Genomic DNA, 16278 nt, shown 5'->3' on the forward strand with positions numbered 1-16278 from the left:
ACATAAAATGGAGGATACACACATGTCATTAGATACAGAAAAAATCATTGCTGATTTAAAAGAAGCAAGCATTTTAGATTTAAACGACTTAGTTAAAGCAATCGAAGAAGAATTCGGTGTTTCAGCTGCTGCTCCTGTAGCTGCTGCTGGCGCTGGTGCTGGCGAAGCTGCTGCTGAAAAATCAGAATTTACTGTTGAATTAACAGAAGCTGGCGACCAAAAAGTTAAAGCTATCAAAGCCGTTCGCGAAATTACAGGTTTAGGCCTTAAAGACGCTAAAGGTTTAGTTGATAACATTCCATCAGTTATCAAAGAAGGTATTTCTAAAGACGAAGCTGAAGCAATGAAAGCTTCTTTAGAAGAAGTTGGCGCAGTAGTTACTCTCAAATAATAATATTTTTATTTTTGAATAATTTTAAGCACGATGATTTCCAATTTATTGGAAATCATCGTGCTATTTTTTTGCAAAATGTTTGGTTATGTTAATAAATCGTGGTAAGGTATTTAAATAAACATATATCTGAAAAAATATTGAATAAAATGGACAAAATGTAGAGGGGGTAAGCTATAAACGAACATAATTAGAAGCGTCTATTTAAAGGATAGCGATAACTATTCCAATATTAGCGTTTGAAATCTCTTTAAAATTAGAAATTCGTCGAATTATTAATTAATGTTAAACTTTTTCTATATACATCATTAGTTATTTATTAATGTCCACAGTTTGGCATGATCACCAGCGCTTATTTAAAATTAGTTAGTATGTAGATAAAAGAGTTAATTTAGAAATAGTAACTAGATCGAAGCAAATTATTTTTATGGTGATGTTAGTTATTTTATACCAAATTTTACATAGACTACATTAATTTTATTAACGATATAGACTTTATTGTGAAATGAAGGTTACGTAGAACAAAAGAAAAAATAGTATTATATATTCCGGGGGGAGTATAAGTAACAAAAAATAAATCGGGGGATTCAAAAAATGAAAAAAATAATTAGTACGTGTAATGAATTTATTAAAAAAAGATTAACAGCAATTAAGCTTTTATTTGTTTTATCAGTTTTAATTTTTGTTATTATCCAAGTTGGACAAATATTTAAGGATATAAATGGTGAACAAGTTCAGCAAAGTTTTGAATCACAGTCAGTAAAATCCATTATATTAATGTTGGTAATTGGATTTATTGCTGTCCTTCCGATGATGATTTATGATTTTGTCATGGTTAAATTTTTACCAGAAAAGTATTCTTGGCGATACATTCTTCAAAGCGGTTGGATAACGAATACAATGACTAACATAGCAGGATTTGGTGGCCTACTAGGTGCATCACTTAGAGCTAATTTTTATAGTAAAAATGCGTCTAAAAAACAGGTGCTATTTGCTATATCAAAAATAGCATTATTTTTAGTTGCGGGTCTATCACTATATTGTTGGGTTTCTTTATTCATGATTTTTGGATTAAATATTGGACCACAATTCGGACAGTATTGGGTCTGGTTGTTATTAGGTGGCCTATATTTTCCAATTGTTTTTATTATTACAAAGACAAGAGATTCAGAATTTTTTGCAGATTTAACATTAGGTCGTGAACTAACGTTAATACTTGGCTCTTCCTTAGAATGGGGATCTGCTGGTTTATTTTTCATTTATATCGGATTTATGATGAATGTTGATACATCTAATTTAGTTGCTGTCTTCCCGTTATTTATTATCGCATCAATTATCGGTGTTATTTCAATGATTCCGGGTGGGTTAGGTTCTTTTGATGTCTTTATGATTTTAGGGTTACAAACATTAGGTGTACAGGATAGCACAGCTGTTATCTGGTTATTGTTTTATCGATTATTTTATTATATATTCCCATTCTTAGTGGGGGTATTATTATTCGTTAAAGATTCAGGACATCGTCTTAATGAGTACTTAAATGGACTACCAGTTATCTTACTCAGTAGAGTAGCACATTTTATACTTGTGTTATTTTTCTATATGACAGGTATCATCTTATTACTTGCTTCAACGGTTCCAGAATTTACATTTACTAATCCAATTATTAATTACTTATATCCTTATACCTTTTATTTCATTCATCAAATGAGTAATATTATACTTGCATTCTTAATGATTGGGATTGGTCGAGGTATTGAATCTAAAGTTAAACGTGTCTATTGGCCAATGATTATCTTTGTTGTCGTGGGTATTGCTAATACATTGTGGCATGATTTCTCAGTAACAATACTTATTTTCTTAACTATCATTCTCATTTGTGCACTATTATCTAAACCAATATTTTATCGTGAAAGATTTGAATATTCATGGGGCCGTTTATTAATTGATGGAAGTATATTTGCTGGAACATTCATTTTATACACAATCGTAGGATTCTATAACATGCCAGAATTCCACTTTAAGGGTAAAGTTCCAGATGTATTCTTATTTCCTTCAGAAAAGATATGGCTATCAGGATTCCTAGGTTTACTTTCTGCAGTTGTGGTGTTATGGATTGCATTTACGTACTTATCTGGTAAGGATAAACGATTTGGTAAGCAAGATTTTCCAGCAGATCGTGTTAAAAATGTAATTGATACTTATGGTGGTAATGAAGTCAGTCATCTTTCATTTTTAAAGGATAAAAATGTTTATTTCTATCAAAATGATGGACAGGACGAAGTATTTTTCCTTTATCAAAAAAAATCGAATAAATTAGTGGTTATGGGTGAACCTGTTGGTAATCATGAGTTTATTCGTGAAGCAATTAATCAATTTATTGTTGACGCAGATATTGAAGGATTAGAATTAGTTTTTTATGAAGTTGATGCGAAGTTAACAATGATGTTACATGAAGTTGGATTTGATTTCATTAAAACGGGTGAAGAAGGTTTTGTTAGAGTAGCTGAATTTGAATTGGCTGGTAAAAAAAGACGTTCTGAACGTGCTTTAATGAATAAATTTGAACGAGAAAACTATACATTTGCAATGATCGAGCCCCCTTATTCAAAGGAAACTATTCAAGAATTGAAAAAAATATCTGATAGTTGGCTGAATGGACAAGCTGAAAAAGGATTTTCTTTAGGATTTTTCGATGAATATTATCTTAATCAAGCGCCTATTGCTATTATTAATGATTCTGAGGGACATAAGGTTGCCTTTGCGACAATGATGCCAACCGGAAATAATAGGGTCTTATCGATTGATTTGATGAGATATAGTAGAGAAGAAGCGCCATCTGGTATTATGGATAAAATCTTTATTAGCCTTTTTCAACAAGCAAAAGAAGGCGGCTATGAATTATTCGATATGGGTATGGCACCATTGTCGAATGTAGGTGAATCTAAATTTAGTTTTGCGGAAGAAAAAATAGCTCATTTAATTTATGAATATGGGTATCATTTTTATGGTTTCCAGGGACTAAAGAAGTATAAAAATAAATATGTAACTAAATGGCAGCCAAAATATATTTCATTTAGGAAACGTAGTTCGATTGCCTTTACGTTATTACAGATTTTAGCAGTTGTAAATCAAAAAAAATCAGTAGATAAAAAGGATAGAATGCCTAGCCCTATAATGAAGTTTTTAATAAAGAATATTAGATAATATAGTATATTAAAAGGGTAGAGATATATATTATTTGAGACACCAAGACATAATTCCGGTAAAATATCGGAATTATGTCTTTTAATTTGCAAGAAATACGTTTGTTATGAAGCAAAAGAAACTCTAAATGTAGTGAACAAATAGTTAATTTAACGTACTTTTAGTCTGGAAACTGCGTATGATGATTGCTTTCTTACTCGATTATTTAGATATAAAAATGCCTCACAATTACTAGACTTATGTCTAATAATTGTGAGGCATTTCATTAATTAGTATTATCTTTTTTTAAACATATTTTTGATAGAGATTAATAAAAATGGCATATAGAGTAACCATAAATTTAAACGTTGCCACAAACCACGATAAGGAATTTTAAATTGTGAATCTGGCATAATTCTTGGATAAACAAATAAAAATTGAATTCCTAGTGAAATAATAAAGGCAACTAATAAAAGGGTTGTAATTAGTTTTTTACCTTGCTTTTGATAGAGTTTTAATAAAAAAAACATACTAATCAAAAGAGCGGTGTCGCCAATGCCTGACGAATAATTGTGGATCATACCCGTAATGCTTTGTGTATTTGATGTGAGTGCACGATCGAAAATTCCTGTTAAAAGACAATCGGTCATACTAAAAATAATTAACATAGCGGTAAACCAGCTGGCTAATTTTTTTGACGTACCTTTAAAATATTCATAGAAAGCTGGTGCTGAAAGTAAGAAAAGAAGTCCATTTATAACTTCCCAAACTTTAAATGCCATATGAGTTGGAACGCCAACTTCCCCAAAATCACTAATTAAATTAGTGAATTGCAAATAACCAGGTACAAATGGTGCTAATGCTAAAGGCAAAATCCACTCACTTATAACGGCAAGTGCCATTAAATAAAAACCATATTTCTTTAAAAAATTCATTATAGATCCCCAATTCTAATTATTTATATGATAATTTTATTATAACTTATTTAAGTAATAGTTGTTTACGAAAAGGCTAATTAAAAATGACACTTCTTAATTATAATTAAGATAATACCAAGATATATCGATTTAGATAGCCTTATTTTAGATATAATGATAAAGTGTTAACTAGTTTATGAACAATATTTTTGATATAATGGAAGTTAAGAAATTACAACAAATTGAAAGTAGGGTGTTACCTTGGATTCTGGTCCGGAAAATTATTTAGTGAATGTAATTGTTATTATCGCAATATTACTTTTGTCTGTGTTATTTACACTGACTGAGTATGCGTTGGTTCGTGTCCGTATTAGTGCATTGAAAGATATGTATGGGAAAAAGCCGCTTAAAAATATTAAGCGGGCTATTCATATGACGGAGAACCTAACGGAGTATCTGTCAACGGCCCAAGTTGGAATCACTTCAACTAGTTTGATTTTAGGTTGGATTGGTGAAAAAACAATAGCAGATGCGATTATACAATCAAATATATTACCCGCGGCTATGGCAAATGCTATTGCATCGGTTGCTGCAATTCTTATTTTTACTGTTATTCATGCTGTTTTTACTGATTTAGTACCTAAAAATATTGCAATTGCAGATCCATTGCCAGTATTATTATTTATTGTCCGTCCTATTATGTTTTTCCATATTGTGTTATACCCATTAATTTGGATTTTAGATCGTTCAGCAAATTGGATTACGCATTTGTTAGGTTATGAAGTTGAAAATGAAGAAGATATTTATTCGCAAACTGAAATTCTCTCATTATCTCGATTATCCGCAAATGCTGGTGAACTTGATGAAGAAGATTTAACATTCATGCGACGAGCATTTGATATGAATGATAAAGTGGCAGAAGATATCATGATTGACCGAACATCGATGGTTGCAGTAGACGTAGACGATTCAATTAGAAACGTTGTTAATTTATATTGGAGAACTAGATATTCAAGGTTCCCAGTTATTGCTAACAATGATAAAGATAAAGTTATCGGGTACGTTTATAGTTATGATTTATTGCGACAGGAAAAAATTGATAAGACAAATTTGATTTCAACAATTATGCGTGATATTCCGGCCGTTCAAGAAAATGCTGAAGTTCATAGTATTATGGATGTTATGGTATCTAAGAGAACACCAATCGTTATCGTCGTTAATGAGTATGGTGGGACTTCAGGGATTGTTACAGATAAAGATATCTATGAAGAATTATTTGGTGTTGTTAGAGAAGAATTTGATGATACGAATGACGATAATATAGTAGATATGGGAAACAATAAATTTAAAGTTTCAGGTAAAGTGACATTATATGATTTTGAAAGATATTTTGATACAACGCTTAAAGAAACGGAAGAAAGTGAAGCGGTGACGCTTACTGGATTTGTGCTTAATAATGACTCAAAATTTCGAGCTAATGATGAAATGAAAATTGCTAATTTTAATATTAAGGCATTGGACTATGAAAATGCTTATATTTCAGAATTTGAAGTAACTGTTTTACCAACAGATAAAAGAGTGATTAACAAAGTGAACGCTTAAAAAAATAGTATTTAGGGTTAGTTTTTAATTAGCTCTAAATGCTATTTTTTTTACTACATTACTGGTAAGGATTATAGCTTGCCAATTGGTAAAAGTAGTAACCATATTAATTTGAATCAAACGACTATTTCGAATTATTTAAAATGGTCACAATATCTGGTAGGAGGAGACAATTATGAAAAATAAAAGGAATATCAGCGCCATCTTATTTGGATTTGTTCCAATGATTATGGGAGTAGTTTTGTATCACAAATTACCCAATAAAATTCCGATTCACTGGAATATAGGTGGTAATATTGATCAGTATGGTGATAAAAATCTAGTTATTATTGGGTTCCCATTATTGATGATTTTAATCAATGTGGTGATAATGGTAATAGATAACACTAATCGTCAAAATAAGAAACTAGATACAGCTTTAATTTGGATTACGCCAATCTTATCAATACTTTTAGCAACAATGATATTTGCTACCGCGTTGGGACATCAGGTTAATATTATTAGCAGTGTTGCACTGATAGTGGGAACATTGCTGATCATCTTAGGAAACTATGCGCCTAAAACGGTTCCTAATAAATATACCAACTTTAGGATGAAGAAAATAACGCAGGATTCTAGTCATCGTGAGAAATTAAATCGTTTATCAGGTGTATGGATGGTCATTATAGGAATATTGATACTTTGTGCGGGAATAGTGGGAATGTTACTGTAATTGTAAAGTTAAAACTGTTAAATAAAAAATCCTTACTATCAGTTTTTAGGCTGATAGTAAGGATTTTTTTCTAACGTTTAGGACGACGTTTCATTTGGCCGCTTTCACCAATTTCATAATCTGAATCATCCATTGATTCCACACTACCAAGTAAGTAGCCATTACCAACTTGAGAGAAGAAATCATGATTAGATGTTGATGTTGAAATTCCGTTCATGACAACAGGATTAACATCAGAAGCTGTATCAGGGAACAAAGGATCTTGGCCTAAATTCATTAGAGCTTTGTTGGCATTGTAACGTAAGAAGGTTAAAACTTCTTCAGTCCAACCAACTTCATCATAAAGTTCATGGGTATATTTTTCTTCGTTTTCATATAATTCAAACAGAAGGTCATACATCCAGGTCTTCATTTTACCTTGTTCTTCTTCAGAAAGTTCGTTGAATCCTAATTGGAATTTATAGCCAATGAAGGTACCATGAACAGATTCATCACGTAAAATTAATTTAATAATTTCAGCAACGTTTGCCAGTTTGTTATGGCCTAAATAGTAAAGTGGCGTATAGAAACCAGAGTAGAATAAGAACGTTTCAAGAAAAACAGAAGCAACTTTTTTCTCCAATGGTGACCCGTTTTGGTAAATACCATTAATACGTTGTGCTTTTTTTTGTAAAAATTCGTTTTTGTCTGTCCATTCGAAAATTTCAGTAATCTCTGAAGCTGTATTCAACGTTGAAAAAATTGATGAATAACTTTTAGCATGAACCGATTCCATAAATTGAATATTATTTAAAACAGCTTCTTCGTGGGCAGTCCGTGTATCATGACGCAACGCTTCCATCCCATCTTGTGATTGCACCGTATCCAACAATGTTAGCCCACCAAAATCATGACCAACTAATGTTTTTTCTGCAGGACTCAGTGTACGCCAATCATCTAAATCATTTGAAAGGGGGATACGTGTATCTAACCAAAATTGTTCTGTTAGTTTTTCCCAAGTTGCTTTATCAACTTGATCTTCAACTTCGTTCCAATTAATTGCTTTGTAACTATCATTATTCATTTAACTTTCCTCCGTTACAGTTTAGATAACACAACTCTCACAAGCGTTTGCGCCAACTTCTTCTTGATCATCAGTAAAGGTTCTGATGTAGTAAATTGACTTAATACCTTTATTATACGCATAATTACGCAAAATGTTTAAGTCACGTGTTGTCATTTTATCTGTCCGACCATTTTTCCATTCGTAGAGGCCTTCAGGAATCGTTGAACGCATGAATAAAGTTAAACTAAGTGATTGATCGATATGTTCCTGTGCAGCAGCGTAAACGTCAATAACTTTACGCATATCCATGTCGTATGCAGAAGTATAGTATGGAATCGTGTCATTTGAAAGGTAAGGAGCTGGATAGTAAATCTTTCCAATTTTCTTTTCTTGACGCTCTTCGATTCGGTTAATAATTGGGTGAAGACTGGCAGTAGTATCGTTAATATATGAAATAGAGCCATTAGGTGCAACAGCCAATCTATTTTGATGATAAAGACCGTCAGTTTGAATATTAGCTTTCAAAGTCGCCCAATCTTCTTGATTAGGGATGTCGATGCCATCAAATAAGGCAGCAACTTTATCAGAAGTAGGGCCCCAATCTTCGTTAAGATACTTATCAAAGTAGGTACCAGTTGCATAAGTACTTTTTTCAAAGTTATGGAATGTTTCATTTTTTTCTTTAGCGATAGCATTTGATGATTTTAATGAGTAATAGTTAAGCATCATAAAATAAACACTAGTGAAATCGATTGAGTCTTCTGAACCATAATGCATATGGTTTTTAGCGAAGTAGGCATGTAAGCCCATTGCACCTAAACCGATGGTATGCGCTAAGTTATTTCCATGTTGAATAGGAGGCACAACATCAATATCTGAACTATCAGTTACAAAAGTTAAAGCGCGAACCATTGAATCAACTGAACGGCCAAAATCTGGAGAAGCCATCATATTAACAATGTTAGTTGAGCCTAAGTTACATGAAATATCAGTCCCCATAACATCGTAGCCTTGTGCATTATTCACAGTTGATGGTGTCTGAACCTGCATGATTTCTGAACAAAGATTACTCATAATGATTTTACCATCAATTGGGTTTGCGCGATTTGCTGTATCAACATTGACAATATAAGGATAGCCTGACTCTTGTTGCAGCTTAGAAATTTCAGTTTCTAATTCGCGGGCAAGAATCGTTTTTTTACTAATATTTTTATTGGCAACCATATTGTCATATTCTTTTGTGATATCAACATAGGAATAAGGGACTCCATATTCTCTTTCAACACCGTAGGGATCGAAAAGATACATCGTTGCATTATCTTTAATGAGTTCGTAAAATTTATCAGGTACAGTGATGCCTAGTGATAAAGTTTTAACACGGATTTTTTCATCAGCATTTTCTTTTTTAGCTGACAGGAAAGCAACAATATCTGGATGGAAGACGTCTAAATAGACAACTCCAGCACCTTGACGCTGTCCTAGTTGGTTAGAATATGAAAAACTATCTTCTAATAATTTCATAACGGGTAGAACACCAGAAGCAGCGCCCTCAATCCCTTTAATTGGTGCACCTGCGCCACGTAAATTACTGAGCGTAATACCAACACCACCACCAATTCGAGATAATTGAAGTGCTGAGTTAATGCCACGTCCAATACCATTCATATCATCAGTAATTTGAATTAGGAAGCAAGAAACTAATTCTCCACGACGTTTACGACCGGCATTTAAGAAACTAGGTGTAGCAGGTTGGTAACGTTGATGAATCATTTCGTCAGCTAAATTCATAGCTAGTTCTGTATTACCATCAGCAAAGTAAAGAACGTTCATTGCAACACGATCAATATAATTTTCAAGGTAATAGGCATTATTATCAGTTTTAAGTGCGTATTGAGCATAAAATTTGTAGGCAGCCATAAATGTACCGAAATGGAATTTTTGAGCTGCTAAATAAGCGTAGAGCTCCTCTATAAATGAGAAGTCATATTTATTATAAAAATCAGTTTCAATATAGTTGTTGTCAATTAAATAATCAAAACGTGCTTTTAATGAATCAAATTGCATTGTATTTTCAGCAACATTTTCTTTCAAAAAGGCGGTTAAGGCTTCTTGATCTTTTTGAAGTGGGATTTGACCGTCTACGGGAATATTAATTTCATTATTTAAATCATAATAAGTGACTTTATCACTATTTAACGTTTTTAATGTCAATTTCATCAACTACTTTCTTCATATTGATTACATCTTCTTCAGTGCCATTGAATTCAAATTCATATAATAATGGGACGTGATAGTCGGTTGCGATATCTTTGGCTGTAAAAATAAAAAGTTGGGCGAAGTTGCGGTTCCCACCGCCAACAACACCCAGTATATTTTCTCTATTTGATTGATATTCAATAAAGTCGTTGACCGATTCAGTGAGCCCAATTTCATAAGTTGGAACAATTAAAATATAGGGTTCATTTAATTCAATAAGCGGGTTTGTTGGATCGATTTCAAATGAAGGATAGCCAATTTTATTGATGAAGCGTCGTGTTTGTCCAGTAATGCTAAAGAAAACAATTTTCATTAGACTGCCAACTTTTTAAGCATATCAGGACGAAATCCTGCGATTGTATCGAATCCAGTAGCTTCTATAACAGGAACAGCTTGGAAACCTTGGCCTTTCAAGTAATCGATTGCGTTATCGTCTTCGGAAATGTTACGTTCATCAAAGTCGACGTTGTTTTCTTCTAAAAAACGTTTTGTCATTTTGCATTGGATGCAGTTGTTTTTTGTAAATACAGTAACTTTTTTCATTATATAAATTCCCCTTTGTTGTTTTGTTTAATAAGATAAGTATACAACACATAATCCAAAAATCAATTGAAAAAAACACTACATTTAGTGTGATTTTAAGTTGCATCACACAAGATGTAGTGTTCAAGGTCTTGGATTGTTTATATTAAATTTTGATTGCGAAAATTCGATTTTCTCCGTATTATAGAAACTATTGAGAAAGTAGGTAAAAATATGACGAATTATTATTTTTCGAAAAATCCAGATGTTATTCATGATGAAAAAGAATGGACATTTAAACTGTTGAACAACGAGTTTAAGTTTACCACAGATAATGGTGTATTTTCAAAAAAAACAGTCGATTTTGGTTCAAGAGTTTTATTAAATGCAGTTGAGCAACAAAAAATAATTCCGGGAAATATTTTAGATGTTGGATGTGGATACGGTCCAATAGGACTTGCTATAGCCAAGAATCAACCAGAACGAAAAATAGACATGACAGATGTAAACGAATTAGCATTAGAATTAGCAAAGAAGAACGCGGTAATCAATAAAATTAATAATATAGAAGTTTTTGAATCTGCCGCATACAGTCATGTAAAAAAGACAGATTATGCTGCAATTCTTACAAACCCGCCTATTAGAGCAGGCAAAGAGGTCGTTCATGAAATTTTAAGTGGCGCATTCGACCATTTAAAAGTTGGCGGACAATTGTTTGCTGTATTACAAAAGAAACAAGGGGCAAGTTCGGCTCAAAAGAGAATGACTGAAGTTTTTGGTAATTGTGACATTATTTTAAAAGATAAAGGTTACTATATTTTAATGAGTGTGAAGTAAATGGTAGAAAAATTAACTGAAGAACAAAAAGAATTTTTTATGCGCGAAGCTTTATATGAAGCAAGAAATGCAAAAATTATTGGTGAAGTACCAATTGGCTGTGTTGTTGTACAAAATGGTGAGATTATTGGACGAGGCCATAATATTCGTGAACACGTGCAAGATGCAACCCTTCACGCTGAAATTTTAGCCATCCAAGAAGCCTGTGCTACGATTCATAGCTGGCGTCTTGTAGATGCGCAATTATTCGTAACACTAGAACCATGCCCAATGTGTAGTGGTGCGATTATCAATTCAAGAATCCCCGAAGTTTACTTTGGTGCATTTGATCCTAAAGCAGGAACTGCAGGCAGCATTGGGAACTTATTAACGGATGAACGATTTAATCATCAAGCAAAAGTAGAATCTGGATTATTATTAGATGAAGCCAAAGACCTACTCCAATCATTCTTTAGAGAAGTTCGTCGTAAAAGAAAAGAAAAAAAGCAATCATAAAGGTAGCTTTTTGTTGGAATTTAATGTATTATAATAATTGCCGCAAGGCCTTAAGGCAATAGTGTGCTTACGAATTGTGTCAGATCCGGAAGGAAGCAGCACTAAGTTTGATTCACTTTGTGCCTTAAGTAATTATGATTATTTAAGACTCTTAGTCAGAAATGGCTGAGAGATTTTTTTATTTAAAAAGCTATTTATAGATTTTGAAAGGAGAGATTGTGATGAGTTACCAAGCTTTATACCGTGTCTGGCGTCCACAAAAATTTAGTGATTTAGTTGGACAAAACATGATTACGCAGACGTTGAAAAATGCAATTATGACACAACAAACAAGTCATGCATACATTTTTAATGGTCCACGTGGAACAGGTAAAACGTCCGCAGCTAAAATTTTTGCTAAGGCAGTTAATTGTCACTTCCAGGAAAATGGCGAACCATGTAACAAATGTGAGACATGTATCGCTATTACGAATGGTCAATTAAACGATGTTATCGAAATTGATGCCGCTTCTAATAATGGGGTTGAAGAAATTCGTGATATCCGTGACAAAGTAAAGTATGCACCCACACAAGCTGATTTTAAAATCTATATTATTGATGAAGTTCATATGCTATCTACGGGTGCTTTTAATGCACTCTTGAAGACGCTTGAAGAACCACCTGAAAATGTTATTTTTATTCTTGCTACAACGGAACCACATAAGATTCCAGCAACCATTATTTCTAGAACTCAGAAATTTGATTTCAAGCGTATTACGCCAGCTGACAGTTATGAACGAATGGTTTATATTTTGTCTGAAAAAGGAATTGAATATGAAGAACCAGCGCTTAAAGTTATCGCTAAAGCAGCTGAAGGTGGAATGCGGGATGCTTTGAGTATTTTAGATCAGGTCATTTCATTCGGTGATAACAAGGTGACTTTGGATAATGCTTTGTTAGTAACCGGTAGTGTAACACAGGATAAAATACAGAATTACGTCACGGAAGTTAGTCAAAAAGCGACTACTGAGGCATTAGAAACGATACAAGCAATTATAGACGAAGGTAAAGATTCAACTAGATTAATCGAAGATTTAATTGCCTATAGTCGTGATTTACTATTATATCAGCAAGCACCAGCACTTATTAATCAACTAGAATTAGGGATGGTTAATGATGATTTTAAAAACTTATCACAGACTATTTCTGCTGATTTCTTATACCAAATGATAAATGTTTTAAATGAAATTCAACAACAAATGCGATTTACAACACATCCAGATGTTTATTTAGAAGTATTAACAATTCGATTATCACAATTTAATACCTCTGATACGATTGCGGAGACGACTCAATCAGAATTAAGTTCAGATGCATCTAAACAAATTAATAATTTAACTAAAACAGTTGAAGACTTGAAAAAGCAAATAATTGATTTAAGTCAGAATGATAATCAACCGCAAGTGGCAGTAATAGCTAAGCCTAAAAAAGTTGCCTCTACTCAAAAAAAAGCAACATTAAATTTATCTCAAATTTATCCTATTTTAGATCACGCAACAAAAGAAAGTTTGGTACAATTAAAACAGGTTTGGCCAGAGTTGTTGCATCAACTTTCAGTTACACAACGTGCGATTATGCAAGCTAGTGAACCGGTTGCGGCTAGTCCTGACAGTGTACTTGTTAGTTTTAATTACGAATTCTTGTCTGTCAAAGCTTCAAGTGATACAGAGTTACTCGATGCTTTAGGTAATGGGTTAGATCGATTATTACATCATGTCCCTAAGGTGGTCTGTATTACAGCAGAGCAATGGCCAGAAGTCCGAAAATCTTACATTAAACAAAATGAGCACGAGGGAACTGAAACAATTATTGAGCCAGAACCTGAAGTAGTAGAACCAATTGTTTCAAAAGCTGAAGAAATTTTTGGAACAGAAAATATAGAAATTAAACAGGATTAGAAAGGAAGTAATTAATAATGATGCGTGGAAATGGTAATATGCAAGGTATGATGAAACAAATGCAAAAATTACAAAAAGATATGACAAAAGACCAAGAGGCTTTGAATGCAACTGAATTTGTTGGCGAAGCTTCAAATGATTTAGTTAAGGTAACCTTTACAGGGGACAAAAAAATGACTGATATCATGATTAAAGAAGAAGCAGTCGATCCTGATGATGTTGATATGTTACAAGATTTAATTATTATGGCTGTTAATGATGCTATGACAAAAATTGAAAAAACAACAACTGATAAATTGGGTAAATATTCTCAAGGGATGCCTGGACTATAAACTTAAAATTAAAGAAGGCTAAAGAAAATGCAATATCCTGAACCTATCGCAAAATTGATTGAAAGTTATATGAAATTACCAGGTATTGGTGGTAAAACTGCTACAAGATTAGCTTTTTTTACAATTGATATGGATGAAGATGATGTCACCGATTTTGCTAAATCACTAATATCTGCCAAACGAGACCTACATTATTGTAGTATCTGTGGCAATATTACTGAAGAAGATCCTTGTCAGATTTGTTCTGATTCATCACGTGATCAAACCAAAGTTATTGTTGTAGAAGAACCTAAAGATGTGATGTCTTTAGAAAAAATGAAAGAGTATCACGGCTTGTATCACGTGCTTCATGGTGTATTATCACCAATTGAAGGTAAAGGGCCGGAAGATATTAATATCACAAGTTTATTAACACGTCTTCAATCGCATCCCGATATGCAGGAAGTTATTATTGCGACAAATGCAACGCCAGAAGGTGAAGCAACGTCAATGTATTTATCGAGATTGATTAAACCGGCTGGAATTAAAGTGACAAGATTAGCCCATGGACTATCTGTAGGTAGCGATATTGAGTACGCAGATGAAATGACGTTGTTTAAAGCGATTGAAGGACGTACTGAAATATAGAAATGAGCTGACGGTGTAATGTTTAATAAAAAAACAAAACTTAAATTACGTAAAGAGTATGACGCTAAGTTGCTAGAGTCAATTGATCTCGCTAAAATAGCATGGGATCAAGCCAAACAAACTGAAGAGGCCATTTACGAAGTTGATGAAGAATTAATTAATGAAACACAGATGGCAAGAAAAAGATATTTCTTTCTCTATAATGAAGCGCGTGTTCGTTCAGTTAAAGGGCATATGCAGGCTTCAGTAATCACACATTAAATTAGAAAGAACGTTGAGACAATTCGCCTAACTTGTCTTGGCGTTTTTTTGTGAAATGCTGATTAGATTTATTAAATAAGAGATAGTATACTAATAGTAGGTTTATCTTATGGACAGGTTTTTAAGATTCAAGTACAATAATAATAAGTATTGGGGTCGTTAATGTGACTGGAAAATTTATAACGATTGAAGGACCAGATGGGTCCGGCAAAACGAGTGCCTTAAAAGGTATTATAAAAAAGATACAAAATAACTTGGTAAAAGAATTAGTTATAACACGTGAACCAGGTGGAAGTCCGATATCTGAAGCCATTCGTGAAGTTGTCTTAAATCAAGATTATCCAGAGATGGATAAACGAACTGAAGCATTATTGTTTGCAGCATCAAGACGTCAGCATATCGCAGAAATAATTTTCCCAGCACTTAAGGAAGATAAAATTGTAATATGTGATCGTTATGTTGATAGTTCAATTGCTTACCAAGGTGCTGGTAGAGATATCGGAACGCAAGCGGTTGCTGATATGAACCTATTTGCAACAAATGGAACAGAACCTGATTTAACTTTATACTTTGACGTACCATCAGAAATTGGATTAAAACGAATTTTTGAGCATCGTCAAAATGAAATAAATCGTTTAGATGATGAAAAGTTAGAGTTCCATCAAAAAGTACGCAAAGCATACCAACAATTAGCAGTGAAAAATCCAGAACGTATTATAACCATTAATGCGGCGCAACCTTTGGAAAAAGTAATTGACGATTGTATTGACGTTCTGAAGAAAAAATTACCCGAGTCTTTTAAATAAATGAAATGAGGGAATTCAAATGAAATTAATTACAGCGATTGTTCAAGATAAAGATAGTAACCGATTAAGCAATATATTTATAGATTCAAATGTCCGTGCAACAAAACTATCAACAACTGGTGGTTTTTTAAAGTCTGGTAATACAACCTTTTTAATTGGTATTGAAGATGAACGTGTTGATGAGGTATTACAAATCATTAAAGAGACATCATCAACGCGTGAACAATTTATGGCCCCCCCTGTTAACTTAGATGTTTCAATGGATGCACAAGTACCATTTCCATTAGAAGTTCAGGTTGGTGGTGCAACAGTATTTGTCTTACCAGTAGAAGAGTTTCATCAATTTTAGGAGTAA

At 33.1% G+C, this 16278-nt stretch carries 17 protein-coding genes and 1 other RNA gene; 13 read left to right on the forward strand and 5 right to left on the reverse strand.

Annotation, left to right across the window (positions count from 1 at the left end; genetic code table 11):
* Positions 1–22: 22 nt before the first annotated feature.
* Together rplL and mprF are read left to right on the forward strand one after the other, a co-directional pair.
* Entirely contained in the window at positions 23–391 is a 369-nt protein-coding gene (gene rplL / locus AC1RPT_RS06725; protein ID WP_409021534.1) for a 50S ribosomal protein L7/L12, read from the forward strand.
* Positions 392–985: 594 nt separating this feature from the next.
* A complete protein-coding gene (gene mprF, locus AC1RPT_RS06730) occupies positions 986–3595 on the forward strand; it encodes a bifunctional lysylphosphatidylglycerol flippase/synthetase MprF (protein ID WP_481761896.1) in 2610 nt (869 codons plus the stop codon).
* A gap of 275 nt (positions 3596–3870) precedes the next feature.
* Here mprF and AC1RPT_RS06735 read toward each other — a convergent pair whose 3' ends face one another.
* Complete coding sequence (locus AC1RPT_RS06735; RefSeq protein WP_481761897.1) at positions 3871–4509, reverse strand: DUF998 domain-containing protein; 639 nt, start codon at positions 4507–4509, stop codon at positions 3871–3873.
* Between the two features lie 243 nt (positions 4510–4752).
* On the opposite strand from AC1RPT_RS06735, the gene AC1RPT_RS06740 reads away from it, so the two are divergent.
* Positions 4753–6093, forward strand: coding sequence for a hemolysin family protein (locus AC1RPT_RS06740; protein ID WP_481761898.1), 1341 nt, complete (start codon positions 4753–4755; stop codon positions 6091–6093).
* A gap of 175 nt (positions 6094–6268) precedes the next feature.
* Complete coding sequence (locus AC1RPT_RS06745; RefSeq protein WP_481761899.1) at positions 6269–6805, forward strand: DUF1648 domain-containing protein; 537 nt, start codon at positions 6269–6271, stop codon at positions 6803–6805.
* A gap of 70 nt (positions 6806–6875) precedes the next feature.
* Here AC1RPT_RS06745 and nrdF read toward each other — a convergent pair whose 3' ends face one another.
* From nrdF to nrdH, 4 genes are read right to left on the reverse strand one after another with little or no spacing between them, the layout of a single operon-like run.
* The gene (gene nrdF, locus AC1RPT_RS06750; protein ID WP_409021529.1) at positions 6876–7868 is read right to left on the reverse strand and encodes a class 1b ribonucleoside-diphosphate reductase subunit beta; all 993 of its coding nucleotides are present in this window, start codon (positions 7866–7868) and stop codon (positions 6876–6878) included.
* 21 nt (positions 7869–7889) lie between these two features.
* Positions 7890–10067, reverse strand: coding sequence for a class 1b ribonucleoside-diphosphate reductase subunit alpha (gene nrdE / locus AC1RPT_RS06755; protein ID WP_481761900.1), 2178 nt, complete (start codon positions 10065–10067; stop codon positions 7890–7892).
* Positions 10039–10419, reverse strand: a complete 381-nt coding sequence (nrdI, locus tag AC1RPT_RS06760) for a class Ib ribonucleoside-diphosphate reductase assembly flavoprotein NrdI (protein ID WP_481761901.1) — start codon at positions 10417–10419, stop codon at positions 10039–10041. Before nrdI ends, nrdE begins: the two co-directional genes overlap by 29 nt.
* Positions 10419–10649, reverse strand: a complete 231-nt coding sequence (gene nrdH / locus AC1RPT_RS06765) for a glutaredoxin-like protein NrdH (RefSeq protein WP_481761902.1) — start codon at positions 10647–10649, stop codon at positions 10419–10421. The genes nrdI and nrdH overlap by 1 nt, the downstream gene beginning before the upstream one ends.
* Positions 10650–10862: 213 nt before the next feature.
* Here nrdH and AC1RPT_RS06770 point away from each other — a divergent pair, with 213 nt between their 5' ends.
* From AC1RPT_RS06770 to AC1RPT_RS06810, 9 genes are all read left to right on the forward strand, one after another.
* The gene (locus AC1RPT_RS06770; protein ID WP_481761903.1) at positions 10863–11465 is read left to right on the forward strand and encodes a class I SAM-dependent methyltransferase; all 603 of its coding nucleotides are present in this window, start codon (positions 10863–10865) and stop codon (positions 11463–11465) included.
* Positions 11466–11960: a tRNA adenosine(34) deaminase TadA gene (tadA, locus tag AC1RPT_RS06775; RefSeq protein WP_409021525.1), complete on the forward strand. Its 495-nt coding sequence runs from the start codon at positions 11466–11468 to the stop codon at positions 11958–11960.
* A 47-nt stretch (positions 11961–12007) separates the two neighbouring features.
* An RNA gene (gene ffs / locus AC1RPT_RS06780) (signal recognition particle sRNA small type) lies at positions 12008–12094 on the forward strand.
* A gap of 87 nt (positions 12095–12181) precedes the next feature.
* Positions 12182–13897 carry a DNA polymerase III subunit gamma/tau gene (dnaX, locus tag AC1RPT_RS06785; protein ID WP_481761904.1) on the forward strand — a complete coding sequence of 572 codons (1716 nt, stop codon included), beginning with the start codon at positions 12182–12184 and terminating at the stop codon, positions 13895–13897.
* Between the two features lie 17 nt (positions 13898–13914).
* A complete protein-coding gene (locus AC1RPT_RS06790) occupies positions 13915–14229 on the forward strand; it encodes a YbaB/EbfC family nucleoid-associated protein (protein WP_409021523.1) in 315 nt (104 codons plus the stop codon).
* Between the two features lie 27 nt (positions 14230–14256).
* On the forward strand, positions 14257–14856 hold the full coding sequence (gene recR, locus AC1RPT_RS06795; protein ID WP_409021522.1) for a recombination mediator RecR: 600 nt from the start codon (positions 14257–14259) through the stop codon (positions 14854–14856).
* Positions 14857–14874: 18 nt separating this feature from the next.
* Positions 14875–15117, forward strand: a complete 243-nt coding sequence (locus tag AC1RPT_RS06800) for a YaaL family protein (protein WP_481761905.1) — start codon at positions 14875–14877, stop codon at positions 15115–15117.
* A gap of 164 nt (positions 15118–15281) precedes the next feature.
* Complete coding sequence (gene tmk, locus AC1RPT_RS06805; protein ID WP_481761906.1) at positions 15282–15923, forward strand: dTMP kinase; 642 nt, start codon at positions 15282–15284, stop codon at positions 15921–15923.
* Positions 15924–15942: 19 nt separating this feature from the next.
* A complete protein-coding gene (locus tag AC1RPT_RS06810) occupies positions 15943–16272 on the forward strand; it encodes a cyclic-di-AMP receptor (protein ID WP_409021519.1) in 330 nt (109 codons plus the stop codon).
* Positions 16273–16278: the final 6 nt, after the last annotated feature.

It is taken from the genome of Dellaglioa sp. CoH-56-MRSF-11 (assembly GCF_056782135.1).

Coding starts and splice junctions, on each gene's coding strand:
- rplL (WP_409021534.1), top strand. CDS start 23: ATGTCATTAGATACAGAAAAAATCATTGCTGATTTAAAAGAAGCAAGC.
- mprF (WP_481761896.1), top strand. CDS start 986: ATGAAAAAAATAATTAGTACGTGTAATGAATTTATTAAAAAAAGATTA.
- AC1RPT_RS06735 (WP_481761897.1), bottom strand. CDS start 4,509: ATGAATTTTTTAAAGAAATATGGTTTTTATTTAATGGCACTTGCCGTT.
- AC1RPT_RS06745 (WP_481761899.1), top strand. CDS start 6,269: ATGAAAAATAAAAGGAATATCAGCGCCATCTTATTTGGATTTGTTCCA.
- nrdF (WP_409021529.1), bottom strand. CDS start 7,868: ATGAATAATGATAGTTACAAAGCAATTAATTGGAACGAAGTTGAAGAT.
- nrdE (WP_481761900.1), bottom strand. CDS start 10,067: ATGAAATTGACATTAAAAACGTTAAATAGTGATAAAGTCACTTATTAT.
- nrdI (WP_481761901.1), bottom strand. CDS start 10,419: ATGAAAATTGTTTTCTTTAGCATTACTGGACAAACACGACGCTTCATC.
- nrdH (WP_481761902.1), bottom strand. CDS start 10,649: ATGAAAAAAGTTACTGTATTTACAAAAAACAACTGCATCCAATGCAAA.
- AC1RPT_RS06770 (WP_481761903.1), top strand. CDS start 10,863: ATGACGAATTATTATTTTTCGAAAAATCCAGATGTTATTCATGATGAA.
- tadA (WP_409021525.1), top strand. CDS start 11,466: ATGGTAGAAAAATTAACTGAAGAACAAAAAGAATTTTTTATGCGCGAA.
- dnaX (WP_481761904.1), top strand. CDS start 12,182: ATGAGTTACCAAGCTTTATACCGTGTCTGGCGTCCACAAAAATTTAGT.
- AC1RPT_RS06790 (WP_409021523.1), top strand. CDS start 13,915: ATGATGCGTGGAAATGGTAATATGCAAGGTATGATGAAACAAATGCAA.
- recR (WP_409021522.1), top strand. CDS start 14,257: ATGCAATATCCTGAACCTATCGCAAAATTGATTGAAAGTTATATGAAA.
- AC1RPT_RS06800 (WP_481761905.1), top strand. CDS start 14,875: ATGTTTAATAAAAAAACAAAACTTAAATTACGTAAAGAGTATGACGCT.
- AC1RPT_RS06810 (WP_409021519.1), top strand. CDS start 15,943: ATGAAATTAATTACAGCGATTGTTCAAGATAAAGATAGTAACCGATTA.